The sequence below is a fragment of the Pseudomonas graminis genome (genome assembly GCF_900111735.1).
Taxonomy (GTDB): Bacteria; Pseudomonadota; Gammaproteobacteria; order Pseudomonadales; family Pseudomonadaceae; genus Aquipseudomonas; species Aquipseudomonas graminis.
The window spans coordinates 60,404-79,751 of sequence record NZ_FOHW01000002.1 but is presented as its reverse complement, the minus strand read 5'-3'; the positions used below and the strand labels follow the sequence as shown (position 1 = coordinate 79,751).

Genomic DNA, 19,348 nt, shown 5'->3' with positions numbered 1-19,348 from the left:
ATCGCTTATTATTACTTCCCTAACTTCTACCTAGTCCCTCTCGGCGTTTCTAGCAGTCACAAATCCATCACTCAACCGCCACACAAGCGCAACGACCCGCTCAGAAACTGACGTCATGAGTAAATCCCTGCGTATTACCCTGATCACCGAAACGTATGCCCCGGAAATAAACGGCGTGGCCAATACGCTCAGCCGTTTATGCGACGGTCTGCGCCTGCGGGGGCATCGGGTTGAGGTGATTCGGCCGCGGCAGAGCGACGATGAAATGCGCGCGGCCGGGGAAGATTTGATGCTGTGCCGTGGCTGGCCGATTCCAGGGTATCCCGGATTGCAGTGGGGGCAGTCGTCGATGCACAAACTGCTGCGCCGCTGGCAGCGCAACCGTCCTGACGTGCTGTATATCGCGACGGAAGGCCCGCTCGGTCTCTCGGCATTGCGTGCTGCGAGGCGGCTGGGGATCGCCATCGTCAGCGGGTTTCATACCAACTTTCAGCAATACACCCGGCAGTACGGGCTGAGCTTCGTCACTCGCCTGCTGACGACTTACCTGCGCTGGTTTCATAACCGCTCTAACGCCACGCTCGTGCCCAGTTTCACGCAGAAAACCGAACTCGAACGCCGAGGCTTCGAGCGATTGGAGTTGCTGTCCCGTGGGGTCGACTGCCAGTTGTTTCACCCGTCCAAGCGTTCGAGTGCGCTGCGTGAAAGCTGGGGGCTTGAACCGGGCGATACGGCTATCCTGCATGTCGGACGGCTGGCGGCGGAGAAAAACCTGGGGCTGCTGAAGACCACCTTTGACGGACTGGTCAGCACCTATCCCGAGAAAAACCTGCGGCTGGTGATCGTCGGCGATGGACCGGTCCGGCCCACTCTGCAGCGTCAGCTCCCGGACGCCATCTTCTGCGGCACCCAGCGCGGGGATGCGCTGGCGGCGCACTATGCGTCGAGTGATCTGTTTCTGTTTCCGAGTCTGACTGAAACCTTCGGCAACGTCGTGCTGGAAGCGCTGGCGTCAGGTCTTGGGGTGGTCGCCTATGACGAAGCGGCGGCGGCTCAGCATATTCGCCACGGCCACAATGGGGCGGTGGCGATGCCGGGGGATGCGGAAGGATTCATCGATGCCGCACGCTGGATGCTTGAGGATGAAGAAACGTTGCGCCGGGTCAGGCTGAATGCCCGCCAGCACGCGAGTCGTCAGGGATGGGCCGGAATTATCGACTCATTCGAGACTTACCTGCGCGCTGCGAGCGAGACGCGGGAAGGGGTTGTTCTGGGCGTGTAGTGGTCACAGAAGAGCCTCACACTGTCTCCAAACGCCATATGGGTGGGAATGAGCGTGCTCACGAAGACAGTATTTAAACCGCTGAATAGGCGGCGGATGTACCTGCCTCTTCGCGAGCAAGCTCACTCCTACAAAAGGTGCGACGCCTGTGGAATCTTTTACTCATGAAGACCGCGCCGGCTAAGCGACCGGATCATCACTCCAACCGGCCCAGGGCTTCGCGGCTGAACGGCAAAATGTCGTGCTCGCGGCCTTCCTTCACTTTCATCGCCCAGTCCGGGTCGACCAGCAACGCGCGGCCTACCGCGACCAGATCGAACTCCTCGTCACCCAGACGCTTGAGCAAGTTTTCAAGGCTCGCGGGCTGGGCGACTTTGTCGGTGTTGACCATGAACTGCAAAAACTCGCCGTCCAGTCCGACACTGCCCACCGTGATGGTCGGTTTACCGGTGAGCTTGCGCGTCCATCCGGCCAGGTTCAGGTCGGAGCCTTCGAACTCAGGCTCCCAGAAACGCCGCGTCGAGCAGTGGAAAATGTCCACCCCGGCGTCGGACAGCGGCTTGAGGAAGGCGTCGAGTTCTTCCACCGTTTGCACCAGCCGTGCGCTGTAATCCTGCTGCTTCCACTGCGAGTAACGAAAGATAATCGGATAATCCGGGCCCACGGCGGCTCGCACGGCCTGAATCAACTCGATGGCGAAGCGTGAGCGGTGCGCGAGGTCACCGCCGTATTCGTCGGTACGCTGATTGGTGCCTTCCCAGAAGAACTGATCGACCAGATAACCATGGGCGCCATGGATCTCGACGCCGTCCATGCCGATGGCCTTGGCGTCTTTCGCCGCCTGGGCGAACGCCGCGACGACCTCGTCGATGTCTTGCTTGCTCATGCCATGAACGACAACGTTACCGTCCTTGAGCTTCTCGGTCGGGCCATAGGCAGGCACCGTACCGTCGGGCTCCGTGCCCAGCCGCCGCACAGCGCCAACGTGCCAAAGCTGCGGCACGATCTTGCCGCCTTCTTCGTGAACCGCTTCCACCACTTTGCGCCACCCTTCCAGCGCCGCTTCGCCGAAGAACTGCGGCACGTTCGGGTAGCCATTCGAGGCCTTGTGCCCAACCGTGGTGCCTTCGGTAATGATCAAGCCAACGCCCGCAGACGCGCGACGACGGTAATACTCGATCACTTTGGCATTCGGTATGCCTCCGGGTGAAAACGAGCGGGTCATCGGTGCCATGACGATGCGCGTCGGCAACTCGAGGCTGCCCATATGGAAGGGTTTAAACAAGGCTTGAGCAGGCATGCAGGCGTCCTCGGCATTCTGGAAATATGATGAAGGTCATACAGAATGAGCCGAAGCGCGAGGGAGACGAAGCACTATTGACTGGAGTGATTAAGGCTAAGAAGAACCACAGTGAATCGAGGGACTAGGGCAGCGCCTTCTCGATCGCACTGACCACTTTGGCGTCATCCGGGAGCGTGCTTGGGGAGAAGCGTGCGAGAACGCGGCCATCCTTGCCGACGAGAAACTTCTCGAAATTCCAGGTGATGTCACCGGGAAACTCGGCGCCTTCGCCAGCGAGCATCTGATACAGCCGATGCCGGTGCGGTCCGTTGACTTCAAGCTTGTCGCCCAACGGAAAGGTCACGCCGTAGTTCAGTGAGCAAAACGTCTGGATCTCTTCCTGGGTACCAGGTTCCTGACCGGCGAACTGATTGCACGGTAACCCGAGAACGCTGAAGCCTTGATCCTTGTACTTCTGGTACAGGGTTTCGAGCCCGGCATATTGCGGCGTCAGGCCACATTTCGACGCGACATTGACCACCAGAACCACTTTGCCCTTGAGCGGCGCGAGGGGTAGCTCCTGGCCATCCAGAGCCTTCAACTTCAGCTCGTGAAATACACTCATGACAACTCCCCTAAAAACCCTTGGCCGAAAAAGGCGCCCTGTCAGACCGCAAAAACAAACGTTTTCACAAGACCGCGAGGACGCCTGGCCAGCTCACTCAGCTTAGCAGGACAATCAGTGGTGATGACCACCTTCGCCGTGCACGTGACCGTGGGCCATTTCTTCTTCGCTGGCATCACGGATGGCAACGATCTTCACATCGAAGTTCAAGCGTTGACCGGCCAGTGGGTGGTTACCGTCGACAGTAACGTCGTCGCCGTCCAGATCGCGGATGGTCACGATCTGCATCTGGCCGTCCGGCGCAGAAGCGTGGAACTGCATACCGACTTCCAGCTCGTCGACGCCTTCGAACATGCTGCGATTGAGGGTGCTGACCAGTTCGGCGGAGTATTCGCCGTACGCATCTTCAGGCTCGATGGCCACTTTCAGTTCGTCACCGACTTCCTTGCCATCCAGTGCCTTTTCCAGACCCGGGATGATATTACCTGCGCCTTGCAGGTAAACCAGCGGCGCGCCGCCGGCAGAACTGTCGATGACCTCACCAGCGTCATTGGTCAGGGTATAGTCGATGGAGACAGCCTTGTTGGCGGCGATCGGCATGGGGCGAGACCTTTTGCAAATAGATATGAGCGGCCAAGTCTAACCAAGCACTCGCGCGAAAGCGAACGCAACTCAGACGGACGGCCCCGATTGGAATCCCCGAAAGCCCCCTCCCCCCACTCAATCATTACCGGCTTTGTACAGGGCCGTGACGGTCATTGGGTGGTTGAGCTGTCCTGCGGCCACACCCAGCATTTGCGCCACGACCCGCCCTGGCAATCCCGGGCCTGGGTGGTTGATCCGGCGCAGCGCGAGGCAACAATCGGCCAGTCCTTTCACTGCGGCTGGTGCGCGTCGGGGTCAGATAACGATAACCTTGGGCCCCGTTGAGACGCTGCGACTGAACAGCGTCCTGGTTTATCCGGTTCGATGGCTGAACTCATAGCGCCATGACCCTTGCACTGCTCATTTTCGAGAAGCCCGCATGCAGACTTTCTTTATCGCGCCCACAGATTTTGGTGTGGGCCTGACGTCCATCAGCCTGGGGCTGGTGCGCACCCTGGAGCGCGCCGGGCTCAAGGTCGGTTTTTTCAAGCCGATCGCTCAGCCCCATCCCGGGGACGTGGGCCCTGAACGCTCGACTGAACTGATCGCGCGCACCCACGGCCTCAAGCCGCCCAAGCCGTTGGGCTTGGCCCACGTCGAACGCATGCTCGGTGAAGGCCAGCTCGACGAGCTGCTGGAAGAAATCATCAAGTTGTACCAAGAGGCCTCGATTGGCCGCGACGTGCTGATCGTGGAAGGCATGGTCCCGACCCGCAGCGCCAGCTACGCCGCGCGGGTCAACCTGCACATGGCCAAAGCGCTGGATGCGGAAGTCATTCTCGTATCGGCCCCGGAAAACGAAGTGCTGACCGAGCTTTCCGGCCGTGTCGAGCTGCAGGCGCAGATGTTCGGCGGCCCGAAGGACCCGAAAGTGCTCGGTGTGATCCTCAACAAAGTCCGCACAGACGAGAGCATGGAAGCCTTTTCGGCGCGGCTCAAGGAACACTCGCCACTCTTGCGCAGCGGTGATTTCCGCCTGCTCGGCTGCATTCCGTTTCAGGCCGACCTGAACGCTCCGCGCACCCGCGACGTCGCCGATCTGCTCGGTGCGCAAGTGATCAACGCTGGCGATTACGAGCAGCGGCGGATGTCGAAGATCATCATCTGCGCCCGCACGGTGCTCAACACGCTGCAGCTGCTCAAGCCGGGCGTGCTGGTGGTCACCCCGGGGGATCGTGACGACATTATTCTGGCCGTGAGCCTGGCGACGCTGAACGGCGTGCCGTTGGCCGGCCTGTTGCTGACCAGCGACACCCTGCCCGACCCGCGCATCATGGACCTGTGCCGAGGCGCGCTGCAGGCCGGGTTGCCGGTGCTGTCGGTGAGCACCGGTTCTTACGAGACCGCGACGCAGCTCAATCAGCTGAACAAGGAAATCCCCATTGATGACCGCGAACGCGCGGAGATCATTACTGATTTCGTCGCCAGCCATCTGGACGCCAACTGGCTGCATCAGCGCTGCGGCACGCCTCGCGAGATGCGCCTGTCGCCAGCCGTGTTTCGTTATCAACTGATCCAGCGCGCCCAGGCGGCAAACAAACGCATCGTGTTGCCCGAAGGCGCCGAGCCTTTGACCGTGCAAGCGGCCGCCATCTGTCAGGCCCGCGGCATTGCCCGCTGCGTGCTGTTGGCCAAGCCCGAAGAAGTGAATGCCGTGGCGCGAGCCCACGGCATCGAGCTGCCGCCGGGCCTGGAGATTCTCGACCCGGACCAGATCCGCGAGCGCTACGTCGCGCCGATGGTTGATCTGCGCCGCAGCAAAAACCTCAATGCGCCAATGGCCGAGCAGCAACTGGAGGACCCTGTGGTGATCGGCACCATGATGCTGGCCCTCGACGAAGTGGACGGGCTGGTATCGGGCGTCATTCATTCGACGGCCAACACCATTCGGCCTGCCTTGCAGTTGATCAAGACGGCGCCAGGTTGCACCCTCGTTTCATCGGTGTTTTTCATGCTGTTTCCGGAGCAGGTGCTGGTGTACGGCGACTGCATCATGAACCCGCACCCGACCGCCACCGAGCTGGCGGAGATCGCCGTGCAGAGCGCGGATTCGGCCGTGGCGTTTGGCTTGTCACCGCGGGTAGCGATGATCAGCTATTCCAGCGGCAATTCGGCCAGCGGCGAAGAAGTGGAAAAGGTGCGCGAAGCCACGCAACTGGCGCGCGAGACCCAGCGTGGTCTGTTGATCGACGGGCCTTTGCAATACGATGCCGCCGCCAACGAGCACGTCGCCCGGCAACTGGCGCCGGACAGCCCGGTGGCGGGTCGCGCCAATGTGTTCGTGTTTCCGGACTTGAATACCGGCAACACGACCTACAAGGCGGTACAACGCAGTGCGGACTGCGTAAGCCTCGGCCCGATGCTGCAAGGCCTGCGCAAGCCGGTTAACGATCTACCCCGCGGGGCTCAGGTCGACGACATCGTCTATACCATTGCACTGACGGCCATTCAGGCAGCCACGCTGCCGCAATAACATTGCGCTGCAATATCGCTTGCCCACAATAACCCCGCCGGAACCCACCGGCGGCTGACTGACCCGGAGTTCGATTCACATGGATTTCCTGCCCGCCCCTTTGCGCGGCGTCATCGCCTCGTTGCTGTTGGCGCTCAACACGATTCTCTGCTGCACGCCGCTGTTCGTCGTCGCTATCTTCAAGCTGTGCCTGCCTTTCCCGGCCGCGCAAAAGGTGACCGACTGGCTGATGAGCCACATCCACGAGGCGTGGATCAGCAACAACAACGCCTGGATGGACTTGCTCGGTCACACCCGCTGGCACCTGAGCGGGCTGGAAAGACTGGACTATCAGCATTCGTACCTGGTGACGAGCAACCACCAGAGCTGGGTCGACATCATGGTGCTGCAGTACGTGCTGAACCGGCGCATCCGCCCGCTCAAGTTCTTCCTCAAGCAGGAGCTGATCTGGGTGCCGGTGATTGGCCTCGCCTGGTGGGCGCTGGGCTTTCCGTTCATGAAGCGCTACAGCAAGGCGTATCTGGCCAAGCACCCGGAAAAGAAAGGCAAGGACTTGGCCACTACCCGCCGCACCTGTGCGAAGTTTCGTAACAACCCGGTAGGCATTTTCAACTTCGTCGAAGGCACGCGCTTCACCGAAGCCAAGCACGCACAGCAGAACTCGCCGTTCCGCTATCTGTTGAAACCCAAGGCAGGCGGCATCGCCTTCGTGCTGGACGCCATGGGCGAGCAGTTGGAATCCATCGTCAACGTGACCATTCATTACCCGGCCGGTCGGCCAGGGTATTGGGATTTGCTGTGCGGGAACGTTCGCGAAGTGGTCGCGCATTTTGAAGAAGTGCAGATCCCGCCGCAGTTCATTGGCAAAAGCTACGATCAGGACGATGCCTACCGCCTGGAGTTTCAGCAGTGGATCAACCGGCTGTGGGAAGACAAGGACGCGCTGCTCGCGCAGATGCATGAGCGCTACCCCGCCAGATCCTGAAGGCTGCATTGATACGCTGCTGTAGGAGTGAGCTTGCTCGCGATGGCACTCTGTCAGACGCTTATCAGTTGCCAGACACTCCGCTACCGCGAGCAAGCTCACTCCTACAAGGGATGGGAGAAATCTGCTCGGCAAATAAAAACCCCGGCTCACTGGCCGGGGTTTTTGGTTTCACGTCACGGGGTTACTGCTGTTGTTGGTACTGCTGGCCAGGAATCGGCTTGAGGTTGACCTCAACGCGACGGTTCTGGGCGCGGCCGTTGACGTCGGCGTTGCTGGCGATCGGCGAATCAGGACCTGCACCGCGCACCGAGAGGTGAGACGCATCAACGCCCTGGGAGGTCAGGTAGGTCGCAACGCTCTGCGCGCGCTGCTGCGACAGGTCCATGTTGTGCTGACGGCTGCCAGTGCTGTCGGTGTAGCCAACGATTTCAATCATGTTCTGGTTGTACTGCTTCAGCGAACCGGCCAGGTTATTCAATGGCGAGTAGAAGCTGCTGGCGATGGCCGACGAGTCAGTGGCGAACGTGATGTTGCCCGGCATCACCAGTTTGATGTTGTCGCCTTCACGTTGGACCTGTACGCCGGTGTTGGCCATGCTGGCGCGCAGTGCAGCTTCCTGCTTGTCGGCGTAGTAACCGTAACCGGCCGATGCCGCACCTGCCACCGCAGCGCCAATCAGCGCACCTTTGCCACGGTTGTTGTGGTCGATGGCAGCACCGGCAACGGCGCCGGCCAAGGCACCCAGGCCGCCGTACTTGGCGGTCTTGCTCATGCCGCCGGAGTTCTGCGCCTGCCCCTGATTGTCGTATGGATTCTGCGTCGCGCAGCCGGAAAGCACTGTCAGTGCGGTGGCAGCGATGATCAAACGGCGAAAGGTCAACATCAAGGAGAGCTCCTGTTTTGCTTTTCTACGGCCACACATAAAGGCCGACGATTTGTGCGATTAGAGCATGCTCCCCGTCAAAAATTCCTTAACGGGGGCTGAACCGCCTTTGTACGGCCAAAGGCAGGTCTCTTAAATAAAAAAACAAATATTTATGTGTTTTTTGAACATGCTGCTCAGCGTATTTATCCTTCGAGAAATCCGTCAAACAACGCGTTGTCAACGCATACAACCCTATGAATTAAATAGATATTGACTGGATAACCGGGCAGTCTGCTCGCGAAAATGTGCGCTATCTGCGACGTGTATGACGCGGTGACTTTAGACCGGCCCTACAAGAAGGGCTGGGACGCCGCACATGCCGATCAATCAGCTCAGTAATCCCAGCTCTTGCGCCCGAGCAACGGCTTGGGTCCGACGCTCGACGCCGAGTTTGCCGTTGATGTGGCTGGCGTGGGTTTTGACGGTGTGCAGGGAAATGAACAGGCGCTCGCTGATCTCTTGATTGGAGCAACCTTGCGCGATCAGCTGCAGCACGCCGAGTTCGCGGGCGCTGAGGTGGTCGCCGCCGTTGCCGGCGTTGCAGCTGGACGGCTCGCTGGTCATGCGCAGGCAAGGCAGCCCCTGGGCGGGCGCCGCTTCAGGAAGTTGCTGGAGCAGATAATCGACAAGCCGGCATGAGGGGCGTTTGTGCAGTTGCTCGCGCAACCAGTCGGGATGGCCACGGATCAGGCGCTGGAACGGCAGAACCGCACCCCCCGTGGCGAGCAGAAGGCTCTGTTGGAACAGCTCATCGGCCTCAGGGCCACGTGATGTGTCGAGCAACAACAGGATGTGCTGACTCGCTGCATTGAGACCGAGCAGCCCTGCACCGATCCGCTGGGCATACTCCACCAGACCGTGCAGCCGCGCCATCGCCTCTTCGGTGCGACCCTGAATGTGGTCAAGAACCGCCCGCAGGGTTTCGATCTGCTGAGGCAGTTGCGGCGAGCATTCGGGGGCGGCAGCGGGTTGCTGGCCGCCATAAGTCTGCCCCAGTCGCAGCAACCAGGCGTCGGCCAGGTCGATACGGCCCTGGGCCAGCCACAGCTCGCATTTGGCGAGGGTGATCATTGCCAGGTAATACACCGGCGGCACGTCCCAGATGTGCATCAGTCGCTCGGCCTCGGCCAGCTCGGCGAAGGCTTCGGCGTAGCGCCCTTCACGCCCCTCCATCCCGGCAATCACGCAGTGGCCGATAAGCACGCTGATGTCACGGCAAGCGCGCGCCTCGGCCAGCCCGGCATTCAAACGCTCGCGCCCTGCCTGCGGTTGAAGGAACTGCACCAGCAAATACCCTTCGTACAACGTCAGCCGCGCGCGCACCGCGTACAGCTTTTGCGAAGACAAGCCATTCAGACGCCGCAAGCCTTGGCGCACTTCCTCCATCGAGCGAAGCGTTTCGCCACGGGCCTGCAACGTGCGCGCGCGGTCGTAGTGCGCCAGCGCCTCAAACAACGGATTGGCCACCCGCTGTGCCAACTCAAGGGCATCACGGTTCAGCGCCCGGGCGCGCCATAAATCGCCATCGGCAATGGCCAGGTTCGCCAGCGTCGAAAGGCACAACAAACGCTGGCCATACCGCTTGGGCGGCAGACTGACCAACGCTTCGCTGCAATAACGCCGGGCGGTTTCACTGTCGCCGCGGCCCCGAGCGATGATCCCGCTGAGCGCAAGCCATTGCGCCAGCATCGAATTTTGCGCGGTCGCGGAAGGGGCTGGCAGAAATCGACTGAGGTGATTGCCCAGCTCCGCGGCTGCGTCCAATTGACACGCCAGGCCCAGGGCCCAGGCGTACAGCACGATCAACCGCGGCGTGCTGACCAGCAGGCTGTCGGGCAAGTCCATTTTCCAGCGCAGCAGCATGCCGACGTTTTGCTCGGCGAGCAGTTGCTCTTCGGACAGGTTCTGCACCAGGTTGGCGGCTACATCAAGATGCCCCGCACGCAACGCCTGTTCGATGGCTTCGTCGAGCATTCCCTGATCGCTGAACCATCGGCAGGCGTTCAGGTGCACGCGCCTTTGTTCCGGCGTGACACTGGGTCCGGCACGCGCGCGCAGCAGATCCGAGAACAAATGGTGATAGCGGAACCAGCGACCATGCTCGTCCAGGGGGACCAGAAACACCTGATGCGCTTGCAGGTACCCAAGCATTTCGTCGCTGTCATGGCTGTCACGTGCGGCATTGCACAGGGCGCCGCTGAAGCGCTCCAGACAGGCGGTCTCATAGAGAAAGGCCTGAACGTCAGCCGGCAGGCAATCGATGACCTCTTCGAGGAGGTAATCACGGATCAGCCCTTCCCCGCCGTTGAGCCCCTGGGTCAGCGCGTTACTCCCAGCTTCGTTGGCCGCCAGCAGCCAGAATCGCAGCCCGGCCACCCAACCCTCACTGCGTTGCAGCAAGGCGTGCAGTGCTTCATCGCTCAAGCCGTTGCGCTGTTGATCCAGCACCGCCAGCGACTCGTCGTCAGTCAGACGCAAATCCTGCTCGGACAATTCCAGCAATTGACGGGACAGCCGCAGCCGCGCGAGGTGCCAGTTGGGTCTCTGCCGGCTGGTAACCATGATGTTCATGCCCGCAGGCAGATGATTGAGAAGAAATTGCAGGCAGCGATCCAGTACGGGTCCCTGCACCAGGTGATAGTCGTCGAGCACCAGCAACAGCGGTTTGCTCAACATCAGGTGCATCGCCAACTCGTCCAGCAAGCCGTCCAGCCACTCTTCGAAGGCAAACGGCTGGTGACGCTGACGCATCTTCAGAAGGCCGAGCGCCTGGGTGCCGAGTTGAGGAAAGAATTGCTGGAGACCGCAGAGAAGACGTTCGAGAAACCGGCCCGGGTCGCTGTCCCTGTGGCTGAGACCCAGCCAGAGGTTCTGCCACTGATCGGGCAGGCTCTCGCAGAACTCCACCGCCAGCGAGCTTTTGCCGAAACCGGCCGGCGCGCTGATCAACAAGAGGCGGCCAGACAGACCCGCACTCAGGCGCTCGCACAATCGAGGTCTCGATACATAACCTTCAGGCAGGGGCGGACGGAAGAAACGACCTTCCAACGCAGTGACTGCGTGATTTGCGAATCCTTGCAAACGCGACAGATCAGTCATGGCCGGCTCTTGTTGGAGTGCTTGTTGTTCGGCGTTCAGATGTCGGGAGACTAGCGGCTATGTGGAACCTTTTGAACATTGTTAGACGAAAGACTGTAAGAAAACGTATCCCATCAACAGGGCGAATGTCGGTTTATATGTCTGGGAAGGTACATGTTTGCCCGTCCGCCGACGTTTAATCGGGGGTGCGGTCGAGCCTGAAGCGCGGCGGCAGCGTTGAATCCAGACGAAAAAAAACACCCCGACCACTCGGGGTGTTTTCTTGCTGCTCTATGGGGTTCAGCCATAGGGTGAAACAGCGGAGTACATCAGTGCGCTGTAGCTGTGATCAACATTGCACGCTCTCCGCTTATCCGGTCAGCCGTTAGCGCACGCCTTCCTGGCGCAGCGCGTTGGGCGAGAAGTCGCTGGCAGTGGCGGTGAAGCCGAAGTCGTAAGCCCTCTTCTCTTCGTTCTTCATGCCCAGCGCCAGGTAGCGGCCTGATTGCAGGTCGTACAAGGCTTCAAGGGCGTACCACGGTACCTGCTTGTCGTAGTAGTTTTCGGCATGGGCTTCCGCCACGCGCCACAGTTGACCACGGCCGTCGTAGTGATCGATGACCGCTGCCTGCCAGGTGTCTTCATCGATGAAGAAATCACGTTTGGCGTAGATGTGGCGCTGGCCTTCTTTCAGCGTAGCGGTCACGTGCCAGACACGACGCAGCTCATACCGCGCCAGGTCCTGATTGATGTGGCCGGCCTTGATGATGTCGGCGTATTTCAATTTCGGATCGTCGAGCTTGTAGCTGTCGGACGCGATGTACATCTCTTGTTTGCCGATCAGCTTCCAGTCGTAGCGGTCGGGTGCGCCGTTGAACATGTCAAGGTTGTCGGAGGTGCGCAGCCCGTCGGCGGCGGTGCCCGGCCCGTCATAGGACACTTGCGGCGCGCGGCGGACGCGACGCTGTCCGGCGTTGTAGACCCACGCCGCACGCGGCTCTTTGACCTGATCGAGGGTTTCGTGGACCAGCAGTACCGAGCCTGCCAGACGCGCCGGCGCCGTCACTTCCTGCTTGAAGTAGAACAGGATGTTGCCGGGATTCTTCGGATCAAAATCCTTCATCTTGTCGCGGAAGACAAACTCATCGTGGAAGTACACCGGGTTGAACGAGCCGTTGGTCTGCGGCGTGGCCTGGGTGACCAGACGCGAGACGCTGCCGCCACGATAACGGGTGATGTGGTTCCAGATCACCTCCAGGCCGTCTTTCGGAATCGGGAACGGCACCGCGGTCTCGAAATTCTCCAGGCCGTTACCGCCGCCCACCAGCTTGGTCTTGGTGGCGTTGTTCTTGATGGCGGCGAACACGTCAGCGGGCACCGTCGCGCCACGGTGGGACGGGTAGACCGGCATCTTGTAGGTGTCCGGGTAACGCTTGAACATCGCGTACTGGCCCGGGGCAAGCTTGTCCTTGTACTGATCCACGTTCTGCGCAGTGATGGTGAACTGCGCCTTTTCGTTGGCGTACGGGTTGGCCAGGAAACCTTTATCGTCCACGGCGCCGGCATTGGTCGGCATCGGGCTCCAGGCCGGGATGGTGTTGGCCGCGTTGCCGGCTTTTTCCGCGCCCATCGGCGTCAGCGTAGTGCCCAGCTTGGCGGCTTCGGCATCGGACACCGCCGCCATCACGCTGGTCGCCAATAACGACAGACCTAACACGCCAACCTGCAACAGACCCTTCGTGATTTTCATTTTCATTATTGTCCTTAGAAGTTCATGCCGAAGCTGAGCGCTACGAAGTCGCGGTCGTCCACGGTGGTGTACTTGCCGTCGAAGAAGTTGGTGTAGGAAAGGTTGGCGGTGTAGGTGTTCTGGTACTCGGCGTCGAGCCCCAGACTCACAGCCTTGCGACCTTCCTCGAAGTTGCCGCCAGGGCCCGGCGAGTAGCCGTCAACGTCGTGGGACCAGGCCACGCTCGGGCGCAGGTTCACGCCGGCGAAGACGTTGTTGTAATCCCAGATGGCACGAGCGCGGTAACCCCACGAATCGGTGGTGGTAAAGCCGTCGTTTTCGCAGTAGCGGCTGAGGTTGTTCTGCGCCGCACCGGCCAGGGTGCTGGCGTTGAGGGTCTGGCATTGACCACCCGGCAGCGGGCCGGGGCCATAGCTCGGGTCGCGGCCATAACGCAGTTTCGAGGTGCTTTCCAGACCGCCGACGTGGGTCCAGCCCACCTCACCCACCACGGTCAAACGTTCGGCGCCCATCACCTGATCAAAGAAGTGCGTGAAGGTGGTCTGCGCCTGGCTGATTTCCTTGCGGCGATAACCTTTCTGGTCCTGGCCGGGCGCGCCTTGGAGCAGCGACACGTTCGAGTTCAGCGGCGACAGGCCGGAATACAGAATGTCAGTGGTGTTCAACTGCACGGGTGCGTTCGGGCGATAGCTGAGTTCACCGCTCCATGCCGTGCCGGTGGGCAAGGTGGTGGAGAAGCTCAGGCCGAACAGGTGAATGTCTTCCGGGTATTCCACGTAGTAGCTGGAATTGCCGGCGACCACGACAGGCAACAGGGTTGGCGCAAGGGCCGCCGCAACGCCCCGAGGAACGCCATTGGCCGCCAGACCGCCCACCAGACCCGCTGCGCTGTACGCGCTTGCCGGCCCGCCCTTGCCGCTGAAGATCGGCAGGCGGCTGTGGTAGTTCATGTAATAGGCACCGAACTCGGTGTCCAGCGGCTCGAAGTTGTAGTGCATGGCCAGCCCATACTGGCCACTGTCCCGTGCATCGCGATCGGGCCCGCGGGCAACCACGGCGCCCTCGTCAGGATTGCCGAAGCTCACGCCACGGGCGGCCAGCGTTCTTTGAACAGGGCCACGCAACGCGGCTGGCAGCGCGCCATTGAGACTGTTGCGGGTGCGCAGCACGGCGAGGTTGCTGTTGCAGCCGTCCGCGATGACGTCCGGTTGCGAGAAGAAGGTGCCGCAGTTATCGACGACGGTCTGGTCCCATTCCAGCTGGTAAAAGCCTTCTGCCGACAGGTTTTCGGTCAGGCTTTGCGAGAGGTAGAACATGTTGACCGGAATCAGGCCTTCCTTGATTTCCGAGCCAGGGCGACGGAACGCGGACACGTCGACCGGGTTGATGCTGTTGATGCCGCCCTGGATGAAGGTACTTTCACCCCAGCTGACGACTTGCTTGCCCAGACGCACCGACCCCGGTTCATCGGCAATGGAATAGTTGTGATAGACGAATGCGTCGAGCAGCTCGAAACCTGAGGATTTGGCGCCTTCCTTGCGGCCGGAATCGCTGATGTCCTTGAAGTCGCGGCCTTCGTCCTTGAGCTCGAAGTCGTACCAGTACTTGCCCCGCAGGAACACACCGGTGTCGCCGTATTTCAGTTCAAGATCGTGGATGCCCTTGAAGATCTTCGAAAACGTTTCGCCGCTTTTGAAGTTCAGGTGACCGTCGTCGGAGGTTTGCGAAAGACCGTGACCGCCGTTGTTGGAGCCGATCAGGTTCTTGTTGGCATTCTGGGTGGACCAGCTTGCCCCCACAGAGAGCGACGAGTCGAAGTTACCTTCGATTTCTCCGATATTGAAACTGACGCCGAATGCAGGGCCGGCGAGCGTGGAAGCGAGGCTGACGGCCAAGGGCAATTTAGCCCGGCGCCAGAACTGGTTAGCTGATGTCATCGACGCTACTCCATGTGCTTTTATTTTTATGGCAGTGGGTGCTTCCGGAAACGACTCAGGCGGACGGGCCGCAGTGCCTGGTGTCAACGCTGATCGGGCAGCCAATCAACTGCGAAACGATCAATGCGCTTTTCTCCGGTATCAACCTACTGCCGACTATAGCCAGCAGGTGCTGCTGCTTGATCCCTCTAAAGTGTGATTTAAAGCGCCGACACCTCTGGCACGCCGACTCCAGAGTGGCAAATCACATCGCAGGGGGAGCATGGCTGAAAAAGAAGAATTGGCAAGGAAGACGCCGGAGTAGAGCCTCCGCGGCACATTTTCAACGTAATGACCGATGAAAATGGCCGCGAAGAAAAGCGTCAGAGGGTGGAGAGGAAAGCGCTGTTGCTGCCCTGCCATTCAAGGATGTTCTGGCGGATCTGCTTCTTGTCGAGCTTGCCGACACTGGTCTTGGGAATTTCGGTAACAAGGGCGATCTGGCTCGGAATCGCCCACTTGTTAATGTGCCCCTGTTCCACAAACGGCTTGAGGTGTTCCTTCAGGATCCTGGCATCCAGGACGTGACCCTCGCGGGCGACCAACAGCGCAAACGGGCGCTCGCCCCACTGCGGGTCAGCGATGCCCACTACGGCGACTTCCCGCACACCGGCATGGCGGCTGCAGAGATCCTCCAGCTGCAGCGAAGACACCCACTCGCCGCCGGTCTTGATGACGTCCTTGATGCGGTCGCGTATGTCGATCCCGCCCATACTGTCCAGCGTCGCCACGTCGCCGGTGTGCAGCCAGCCGCCAGCCCACAGTTCGGCACCCTTCTCCGGTTCGCGGTAATACCCTTCACTCAGCCACGGCGCACGCAGCACCAGTTCGCCCTGGGTCTCGCCGTCGGAAGGCAGGAAATTGCCCTCGCCATCGACAATCGCCGCCTCGACCAGCACACCCGGTGCGCCCGCCTTGATGCGGTACGTGATGCGTTCGTCTTCACTGGCCGCCATCAGGTCGTCGTTCAGGTGCGCAACGGACACCAACGGCCCGGTCTCGGACATGCCGTAGGCCGCAGACAGCTGAATGCCCTTGGCCTTGGCCGCTTCGTACAGCGAACGATTCAGCGAGCTGCCGCCGATGATGATGTGCCAGCCGGTGAAATCCATGTTCTGGGCGGCTTTGGCGTTGAGGACCATTTGCATGATGGTGGGGACGCAGTGGGAAAACGTGACCTTCTCTTTTTGCCAGAGCGCCACAAGCAGCTCGGGGTCGTAGCGGCCGGGATACACCTGCTTGGCGCCCAGCATGGTCGCGGCATACGGCACGCCCCACGCATGAACGTGGAACATCGGCGTGATCGGCATGTAAACCTTGTCGCCGCCGAGAATGCCTTCGACGCTGCCCATGATCGTCGCGACGGCCAGGGTGTGCAGGACCAGTTGCCGGTGAGTGAAATACACACCTTTGGGGTTACCCGTGGTGCCGGTGGTGTAGAACGTGGTCGCCACCGAGTTCTCGTCGAAATCCTCGAACTGATAGTGCGGACTCGCGGCGGCCAACAACGCTTCGTACTCACCGACCAGGTTGGGCAGGTCGGCAGTAGCGCCATCGGTGTCGGTGAGTAACAGTGTTTTTTCGACCGTCGTCAGTTGCCCGGCGATGGCGTTGTAGAGGGGCACGAACTCACTGTTGACCAGCACGAGTTTGTCTTCGGCGTGGTTCATGGTGAACAGGATCTGCTCGGGCGAAAGCCGGACGTTTATCGTGTGGATCACCGCGCCAATCATCGGAATGGCGAACATGCATTCCAGGTAACGATGGCTGTCCCAGTCCATCACCGCGACGGTGTCACCCGCCTTCACCCCCGCCGCCGTCAGCGCACCGGCCAGCCGGCAGATGCGCTCGTTGAGCATTTGATACGAATAGCGCGAGTGGTCCCGGTAAACGATTTCGCGGGTTTTTTCGTAGCGCACGCCGGACAGCAGCAGTCGCTTGATCAACAGAGGGTACTGGTACGCCCCTTCGGCGGGCGGAATCACGCGGGTGTGCAGCATAGGAATCCCTTTTCACGGTGCAGGTGCGGGCTTGAAAATATGCACTGTAGGGCCTTGGATCGTCGATCGGATCAGCCGAAGGGATGAATTGTCTGTCGGAAACGGTGCAGCCCGGCGCCGTCTGCCAAGGCGAATATCAGAGGCGCGGGAACGACGCGGATCGAAACTGTAGGAGCGCGCTTGCCCGCGATCTGGCGCGAAGCGGCAGCAAACCAGTGCATGCGGTGGGTCAGACATTACCAAGGCGTCTGGTTTACGACTGCTGCGCAGCCGATCGCGGGCAAGCGCGCTCCTACATTGATCGTCGTCTGGCGCGGAATCTGCGCACGGCGATACGCGGTTCGTGGTCTGGGGCGAAGTCTTCAGACCCTCCGCAAACTGTAGGAGTGAGCTTGCTCGCGATCTGGCGCGCAGCGGTAGCAAACCGGTGCATGCGGTGGGTCAGACGTTACCAAGGCGTCTGATTTACGACTGCTGCGCAGCCGATCGCGGGCAAGCGCGCTCCTACATTGGGCGTCGTCTGGCGGGAAATGTGTGCACGGCGATACGCGGTTGGTGGGCCGGGGAGAACCCTCGGACGCCCCCAATTCTTCTGATCACGCCGCCGCCCACCTCGATTTGCCTTCTATACCGCGCAATCAATGCATCTCCGTCAACGCCAGCTTCAAACCCAGCGCAACCAATACCCCACCCATCGCCCGATCAAACCAGTGACCCATCCGCGCAAAGCCCGCGCGAATCCGGGGCTGGCTGAACAGGCGTGCCACCAGGCAAAACCATGCGCCGGTCGCGAATGCCAGATAAACCCCATACCCGGCTTGAACCAGCATCGGCGTGTGGGGATTGATCACGACGGTGAACAGCGACAGGAAAAACAGCGTCGCTTTCGGGTTCAGCCCGTTGGTGACGAACCCCGCAGTGAAGGCGCCGCGCGCGGTGCGCTCGCCTTTGGGGATGTCCACGGGCGCATCCGATGCACTCGCAGGTTTGGCGCGCAGCGCTTTGATGCCGATGTAAATGAGGTAAGCCGCCGCGGCCCATTTCAAGGCATTGAACAGGACGATGGACTGCGAAACGATCAAGCCGATCCCCAGCAGCGAATAGCCGACGTGCAGAAAAATCGCGGTGCCCACGCCCATTGCAGTGTAGGTGCCGGCCTTGCGCCCGTGGGTCACGCTCTCGCGCACCACGACCGCGAAGTCCGGCCCAGGACTGGCGACGGCCAGCAGATGAATCAGCGCAACGGTTAAAAATTCCGTCAAGTACATTGAAGTTCTCCAGGCGTTATGGCGAGCGGCAGGCTCTGGTAGGCTCGTCACATTACCCTTCCCACCCACCGAGCAAAAGGTACAGCTGATGCCCAGTCAACGCCGAGCAGTTTTCCTGGATCACACCTCTCTGGATCTGGGGGATCTCGACCTCGCGCCGTGGCGTGAAACCTTCAGCGAACTGGTGCTGCACGCGAGCACCCCGGCCGATCAGGTGGCCGAGCGCCTGAAGGACGCCGACGTGGCCATTTCCAACAAGATCATGATCGATGCCGACACGTTCGCCGCCTGCCCGAATCTGAAACTGGTGCTGGTGACCGCAACCGGCGTCAACAATGTCGACCTCGATGCCGCGCGTAAACACGGTGTGGTGGTGAGCAATTGTCAGGGCTATGGCACGCCCTCCGTGGCCCAGCACGCAATGATGTTGCTGCTGGCGATGTCCACCCGGTTGCCTGATTATCAAAAAGCGATTCAACAGGGCCAGTGGCAAAAATCGAAGCAGTTCTGCTTGCTGGATTTCCCCATCGTCGAGTTGGAAGGCAAGACACTGGGGCTACTGGGCCATGGCGAACTGGGCGGCGCCGTCGCGAAGCTGGCGGAAGCCTTCGGCATGCGCGTGCTGTCGGGTCAGATTCCCGGTCGTCCTGCCCGTCCTGATCGCGTGCCGCTGAATGAGCTGCTGCCACAGGTCGACGCCATCACCCTGCACTGCCCGCTCAACGAGCACACTCGGGACATGATCGGCGCCCATGAGTTGAGCTTGCTAAAGCCCAAAGCCTTCATCGTCAACACTGCGCGGGGCGGCTTGATCAACGAGCAGGCACTGGCCGATGCACTGCGCAACGGCCATCTCGGCGGCGCGGCCACCGACGTGCTGACGGTCGAGCCTCCGGTGAATGGCAACCCGCTGCTGTCCGGCGATATTCCACGCTTGATCATCACGCCCCACAGCGCATGGGGTAGCCAGGAAGCGCGGCAGCGCATCGTCGGACAGATCAACGAAAACGCATTGGCGTTTTATGCAGGCGAACCCGTTCGGGTCGTGAGCTGACA

Annotated in this window: 13 protein-coding genes and 2 pseudogenes; 6 read left to right on the top strand and 9 right to left on the bottom strand. The window is 60.7% G+C overall.

Going from position 1 to position 19,348, the window contains the following annotated elements; genetic code table 11:
- Nucleotides 1-115: 115 nt before the first annotated feature.
- Entirely contained in the window at nucleotides 116-1,282 is a 1,167-nt protein-coding gene (locus BMY98_RS02170; RefSeq protein WP_074884074.1) for a glycosyltransferase family 4 protein, read from the top strand.
- 196 nt (nucleotides 1,283-1,478) lie between these two features.
- Here the strand turns inward: BMY98_RS02170 and BMY98_RS02165 are convergent, their stop codons facing one another.
- The 3 genes from BMY98_RS02165 to BMY98_RS02155 form a co-directional block, all read right to left on the bottom strand.
- Nucleotides 1,479-2,582, bottom strand: a complete 1,104-nt coding sequence (locus BMY98_RS02165; protein WP_074884071.1) for an NADH:flavin oxidoreductase — start codon at nucleotides 2,580-2,582, stop codon at nucleotides 1,479-1,481.
- Between the two features lie 124 nt (nucleotides 2,583-2,706).
- Nucleotides 2,707-3,189 (bottom strand): glutathione peroxidase, encoded by a 483-nt coding sequence (locus BMY98_RS02160; protein WP_074884069.1) that lies wholly within the window; start codon nucleotides 3,187-3,189, stop codon nucleotides 2,707-2,709.
- Nucleotides 3,190-3,303: 114 nt separating this feature from the next.
- Nucleotides 3,304-3,789 carry an FKBP-type peptidyl-prolyl cis-trans isomerase gene (locus tag BMY98_RS02155; RefSeq protein ID WP_074884740.1) on the bottom strand — a complete coding sequence of 162 codons (486 nt, stop codon included), beginning with the start codon at nucleotides 3,787-3,789 and terminating at the stop codon, nucleotides 3,304-3,306.
- Here BMY98_RS02155 and BMY98_RS02150 point away from each other — a divergent pair.
- The 3 genes and pseudogenes from BMY98_RS02150 (at nucleotide 3,758) to BMY98_RS02140 (ending at nucleotide 7,292) form a co-directional block, all read left to right on the top strand.
- Nucleotides 3,758-4,119, top strand: a pseudogene (locus BMY98_RS02150) (DUF3565 domain-containing protein). The gene BMY98_RS02155 and the pseudogene BMY98_RS02150 overlap by 32 nt on opposite strands.
- A 94-nt stretch (nucleotides 4,120-4,213) precedes the next feature.
- Nucleotides 4,214-6,307 (top strand): phosphate acetyltransferase, encoded by a 2,094-nt coding sequence (pta, locus tag BMY98_RS02145; RefSeq protein WP_074884066.1) that lies wholly within the window; start codon nucleotides 4,214-4,216, stop codon nucleotides 6,305-6,307.
- A gap of 79 nt (nucleotides 6,308-6,386) precedes the next feature.
- On the top strand, nucleotides 6,387-7,292 hold the full coding sequence (locus BMY98_RS02140) for an acyltransferase (RefSeq protein ID WP_074884063.1): 906 nt from the start codon (nucleotides 6,387-6,389) through the stop codon (nucleotides 7,290-7,292).
- 184 nt (nucleotides 7,293-7,476) lie between these two features.
- Here BMY98_RS02140 and BMY98_RS02135 read toward each other — a convergent pair whose 3' ends face one another.
- Nucleotides 7,477-8,178 (bottom strand): YiaD family glycine zipper/OmpA-like lipoprotein, encoded by a 702-nt coding sequence (locus BMY98_RS02135; protein ID WP_074884061.1) that lies wholly within the window; start codon nucleotides 8,176-8,178, stop codon nucleotides 7,477-7,479.
- Nucleotides 8,179-8,448: 270 nt separating this feature from the next.
- On the opposite strand from BMY98_RS02135, the pseudogene BMY98_RS27535 reads away from it, so the two are divergent.
- Nucleotides 8,449-8,541: pseudogene (locus tag BMY98_RS27535) on the top strand (hypothetical protein); the annotation flags it as partial.
- 6 nt (nucleotides 8,542-8,547) lie between these two features.
- Here the strand turns inward: BMY98_RS27535 and BMY98_RS02130 are convergent.
- The 5 genes from BMY98_RS02130 to BMY98_RS02110 all read right to left on the bottom strand — a co-directional run bounded on the left by BMY98_RS02130 (nucleotide 8,548) and on the right by BMY98_RS02110 (nucleotide 18,292).
- Entirely contained in the window at nucleotides 8,548-11,319 is a 2,772-nt protein-coding gene (locus tag BMY98_RS02130; RefSeq protein WP_074884058.1) for a winged helix-turn-helix domain-containing protein, read from the bottom strand.
- Nucleotides 11,320-11,683: 364 nt separating this feature from the next.
- Nucleotides 11,684-13,048, bottom strand: coding sequence for a DUF1329 domain-containing protein (locus BMY98_RS02125; protein WP_074884738.1), 1,365 nt, complete (start codon nucleotides 13,046-13,048; stop codon nucleotides 11,684-11,686).
- Between the two features lie 14 nt (nucleotides 13,049-13,062).
- Nucleotides 13,063-14,985 carry a DUF1302 domain-containing protein gene (locus BMY98_RS02120; protein ID WP_074884056.1) on the bottom strand — a complete coding sequence of 641 codons (1,923 nt, stop codon included), beginning with the start codon at nucleotides 14,983-14,985 and terminating at the stop codon, nucleotides 13,063-13,065.
- Nucleotides 14,986-15,347: 362 nt separating this feature from the next.
- On the bottom strand, nucleotides 15,348-17,024 hold the full coding sequence (locus BMY98_RS02115; RefSeq protein ID WP_074884053.1) for a fatty acid--CoA ligase: 1,677 nt from the start codon (nucleotides 17,022-17,024) through the stop codon (nucleotides 15,348-15,350).
- Nucleotides 17,025-17,662: 638 nt separating this feature from the next.
- Entirely contained in the window at nucleotides 17,663-18,292 is a 630-nt protein-coding gene (locus BMY98_RS02110) for a LysE family translocator (protein ID WP_074884051.1), read from the bottom strand.
- A gap of 88 nt (nucleotides 18,293-18,380) precedes the next feature.
- Here BMY98_RS02110 and BMY98_RS02105 point away from each other — a divergent pair, with 88 nt between their 5' ends.
- Complete coding sequence (locus tag BMY98_RS02105) at nucleotides 18,381-19,346, top strand: 2-hydroxyacid dehydrogenase (protein WP_074884047.1); 966 nt, start codon at nucleotides 18,381-18,383, stop codon at nucleotides 19,344-19,346.
- Nucleotides 19,347-19,348 lie beyond the last annotated feature (2 nt).

What these genes read in the sequence shown, in the direction of transcription:
- BMY98_RS02170 (WP_074884074.1), top strand. Translation starts at nt 116, where the DNA reads ATGAGTAAATCCCTGCGTATTACCCTGATCACCGAAACGTATGCCCCG.
- BMY98_RS02165 (WP_074884071.1), bottom strand. Translation starts at nt 2,582, where the DNA reads ATGCCTGCTCAAGCCTTGTTTAAACCCTTCCATATGGGCAGCCTCGAG.
- BMY98_RS02160 (WP_074884069.1), bottom strand. Translation starts at nt 3,189, where the DNA reads ATGAGTGTATTTCACGAGCTGAAGTTGAAGGCTCTGGATGGCCAGGAG.
- BMY98_RS02155 (WP_074884740.1), bottom strand. Translation starts at nt 3,789, where the DNA reads ATGCCGATCGCCGCCAACAAGGCTGTCTCCATCGACTATACCCTGACC.
- pta (WP_074884066.1), top strand. Translation starts at nt 4,214, where the DNA reads ATGCAGACTTTCTTTATCGCGCCCACAGATTTTGGTGTGGGCCTGACG.
- BMY98_RS02140 (WP_074884063.1), top strand. Translation starts at nt 6,387, where the DNA reads ATGGATTTCCTGCCCGCCCCTTTGCGCGGCGTCATCGCCTCGTTGCTG.
- BMY98_RS02135 (WP_074884061.1), bottom strand. Translation starts at nt 8,178, where the DNA reads ATGTTGACCTTTCGCCGTTTGATCATCGCTGCCACCGCACTGACAGTG.
- BMY98_RS02130 (WP_074884058.1), bottom strand. Translation starts at nt 11,319, where the DNA reads ATGACTGATCTGTCGCGTTTGCAAGGATTCGCAAATCACGCAGTCACT.
- BMY98_RS02125 (WP_074884738.1), bottom strand. Translation starts at nt 13,048, where the DNA reads ATGAAAATCACGAAGGGTCTGTTGCAGGTTGGCGTGTTAGGTCTGTCG.
- BMY98_RS02120 (WP_074884056.1), bottom strand. Translation starts at nt 14,985, where the DNA reads ATGACATCAGCTAACCAGTTCTGGCGCCGGGCTAAATTGCCCTTGGCC.
- BMY98_RS02115 (WP_074884053.1), bottom strand. Translation starts at nt 17,024, where the DNA reads ATGCTGCACACCCGCGTGATTCCGCCCGCCGAAGGGGCGTACCAGTAC.
- BMY98_RS02110 (WP_074884051.1), bottom strand. Translation starts at nt 18,292, where the DNA reads ATGTACTTGACGGAATTTTTAACCGTTGCGCTGATTCATCTGCTGGCC.
- BMY98_RS02105 (WP_074884047.1), top strand. Translation starts at nt 18,381, where the DNA reads ATGCCCAGTCAACGCCGAGCAGTTTTCCTGGATCACACCTCTCTGGAT.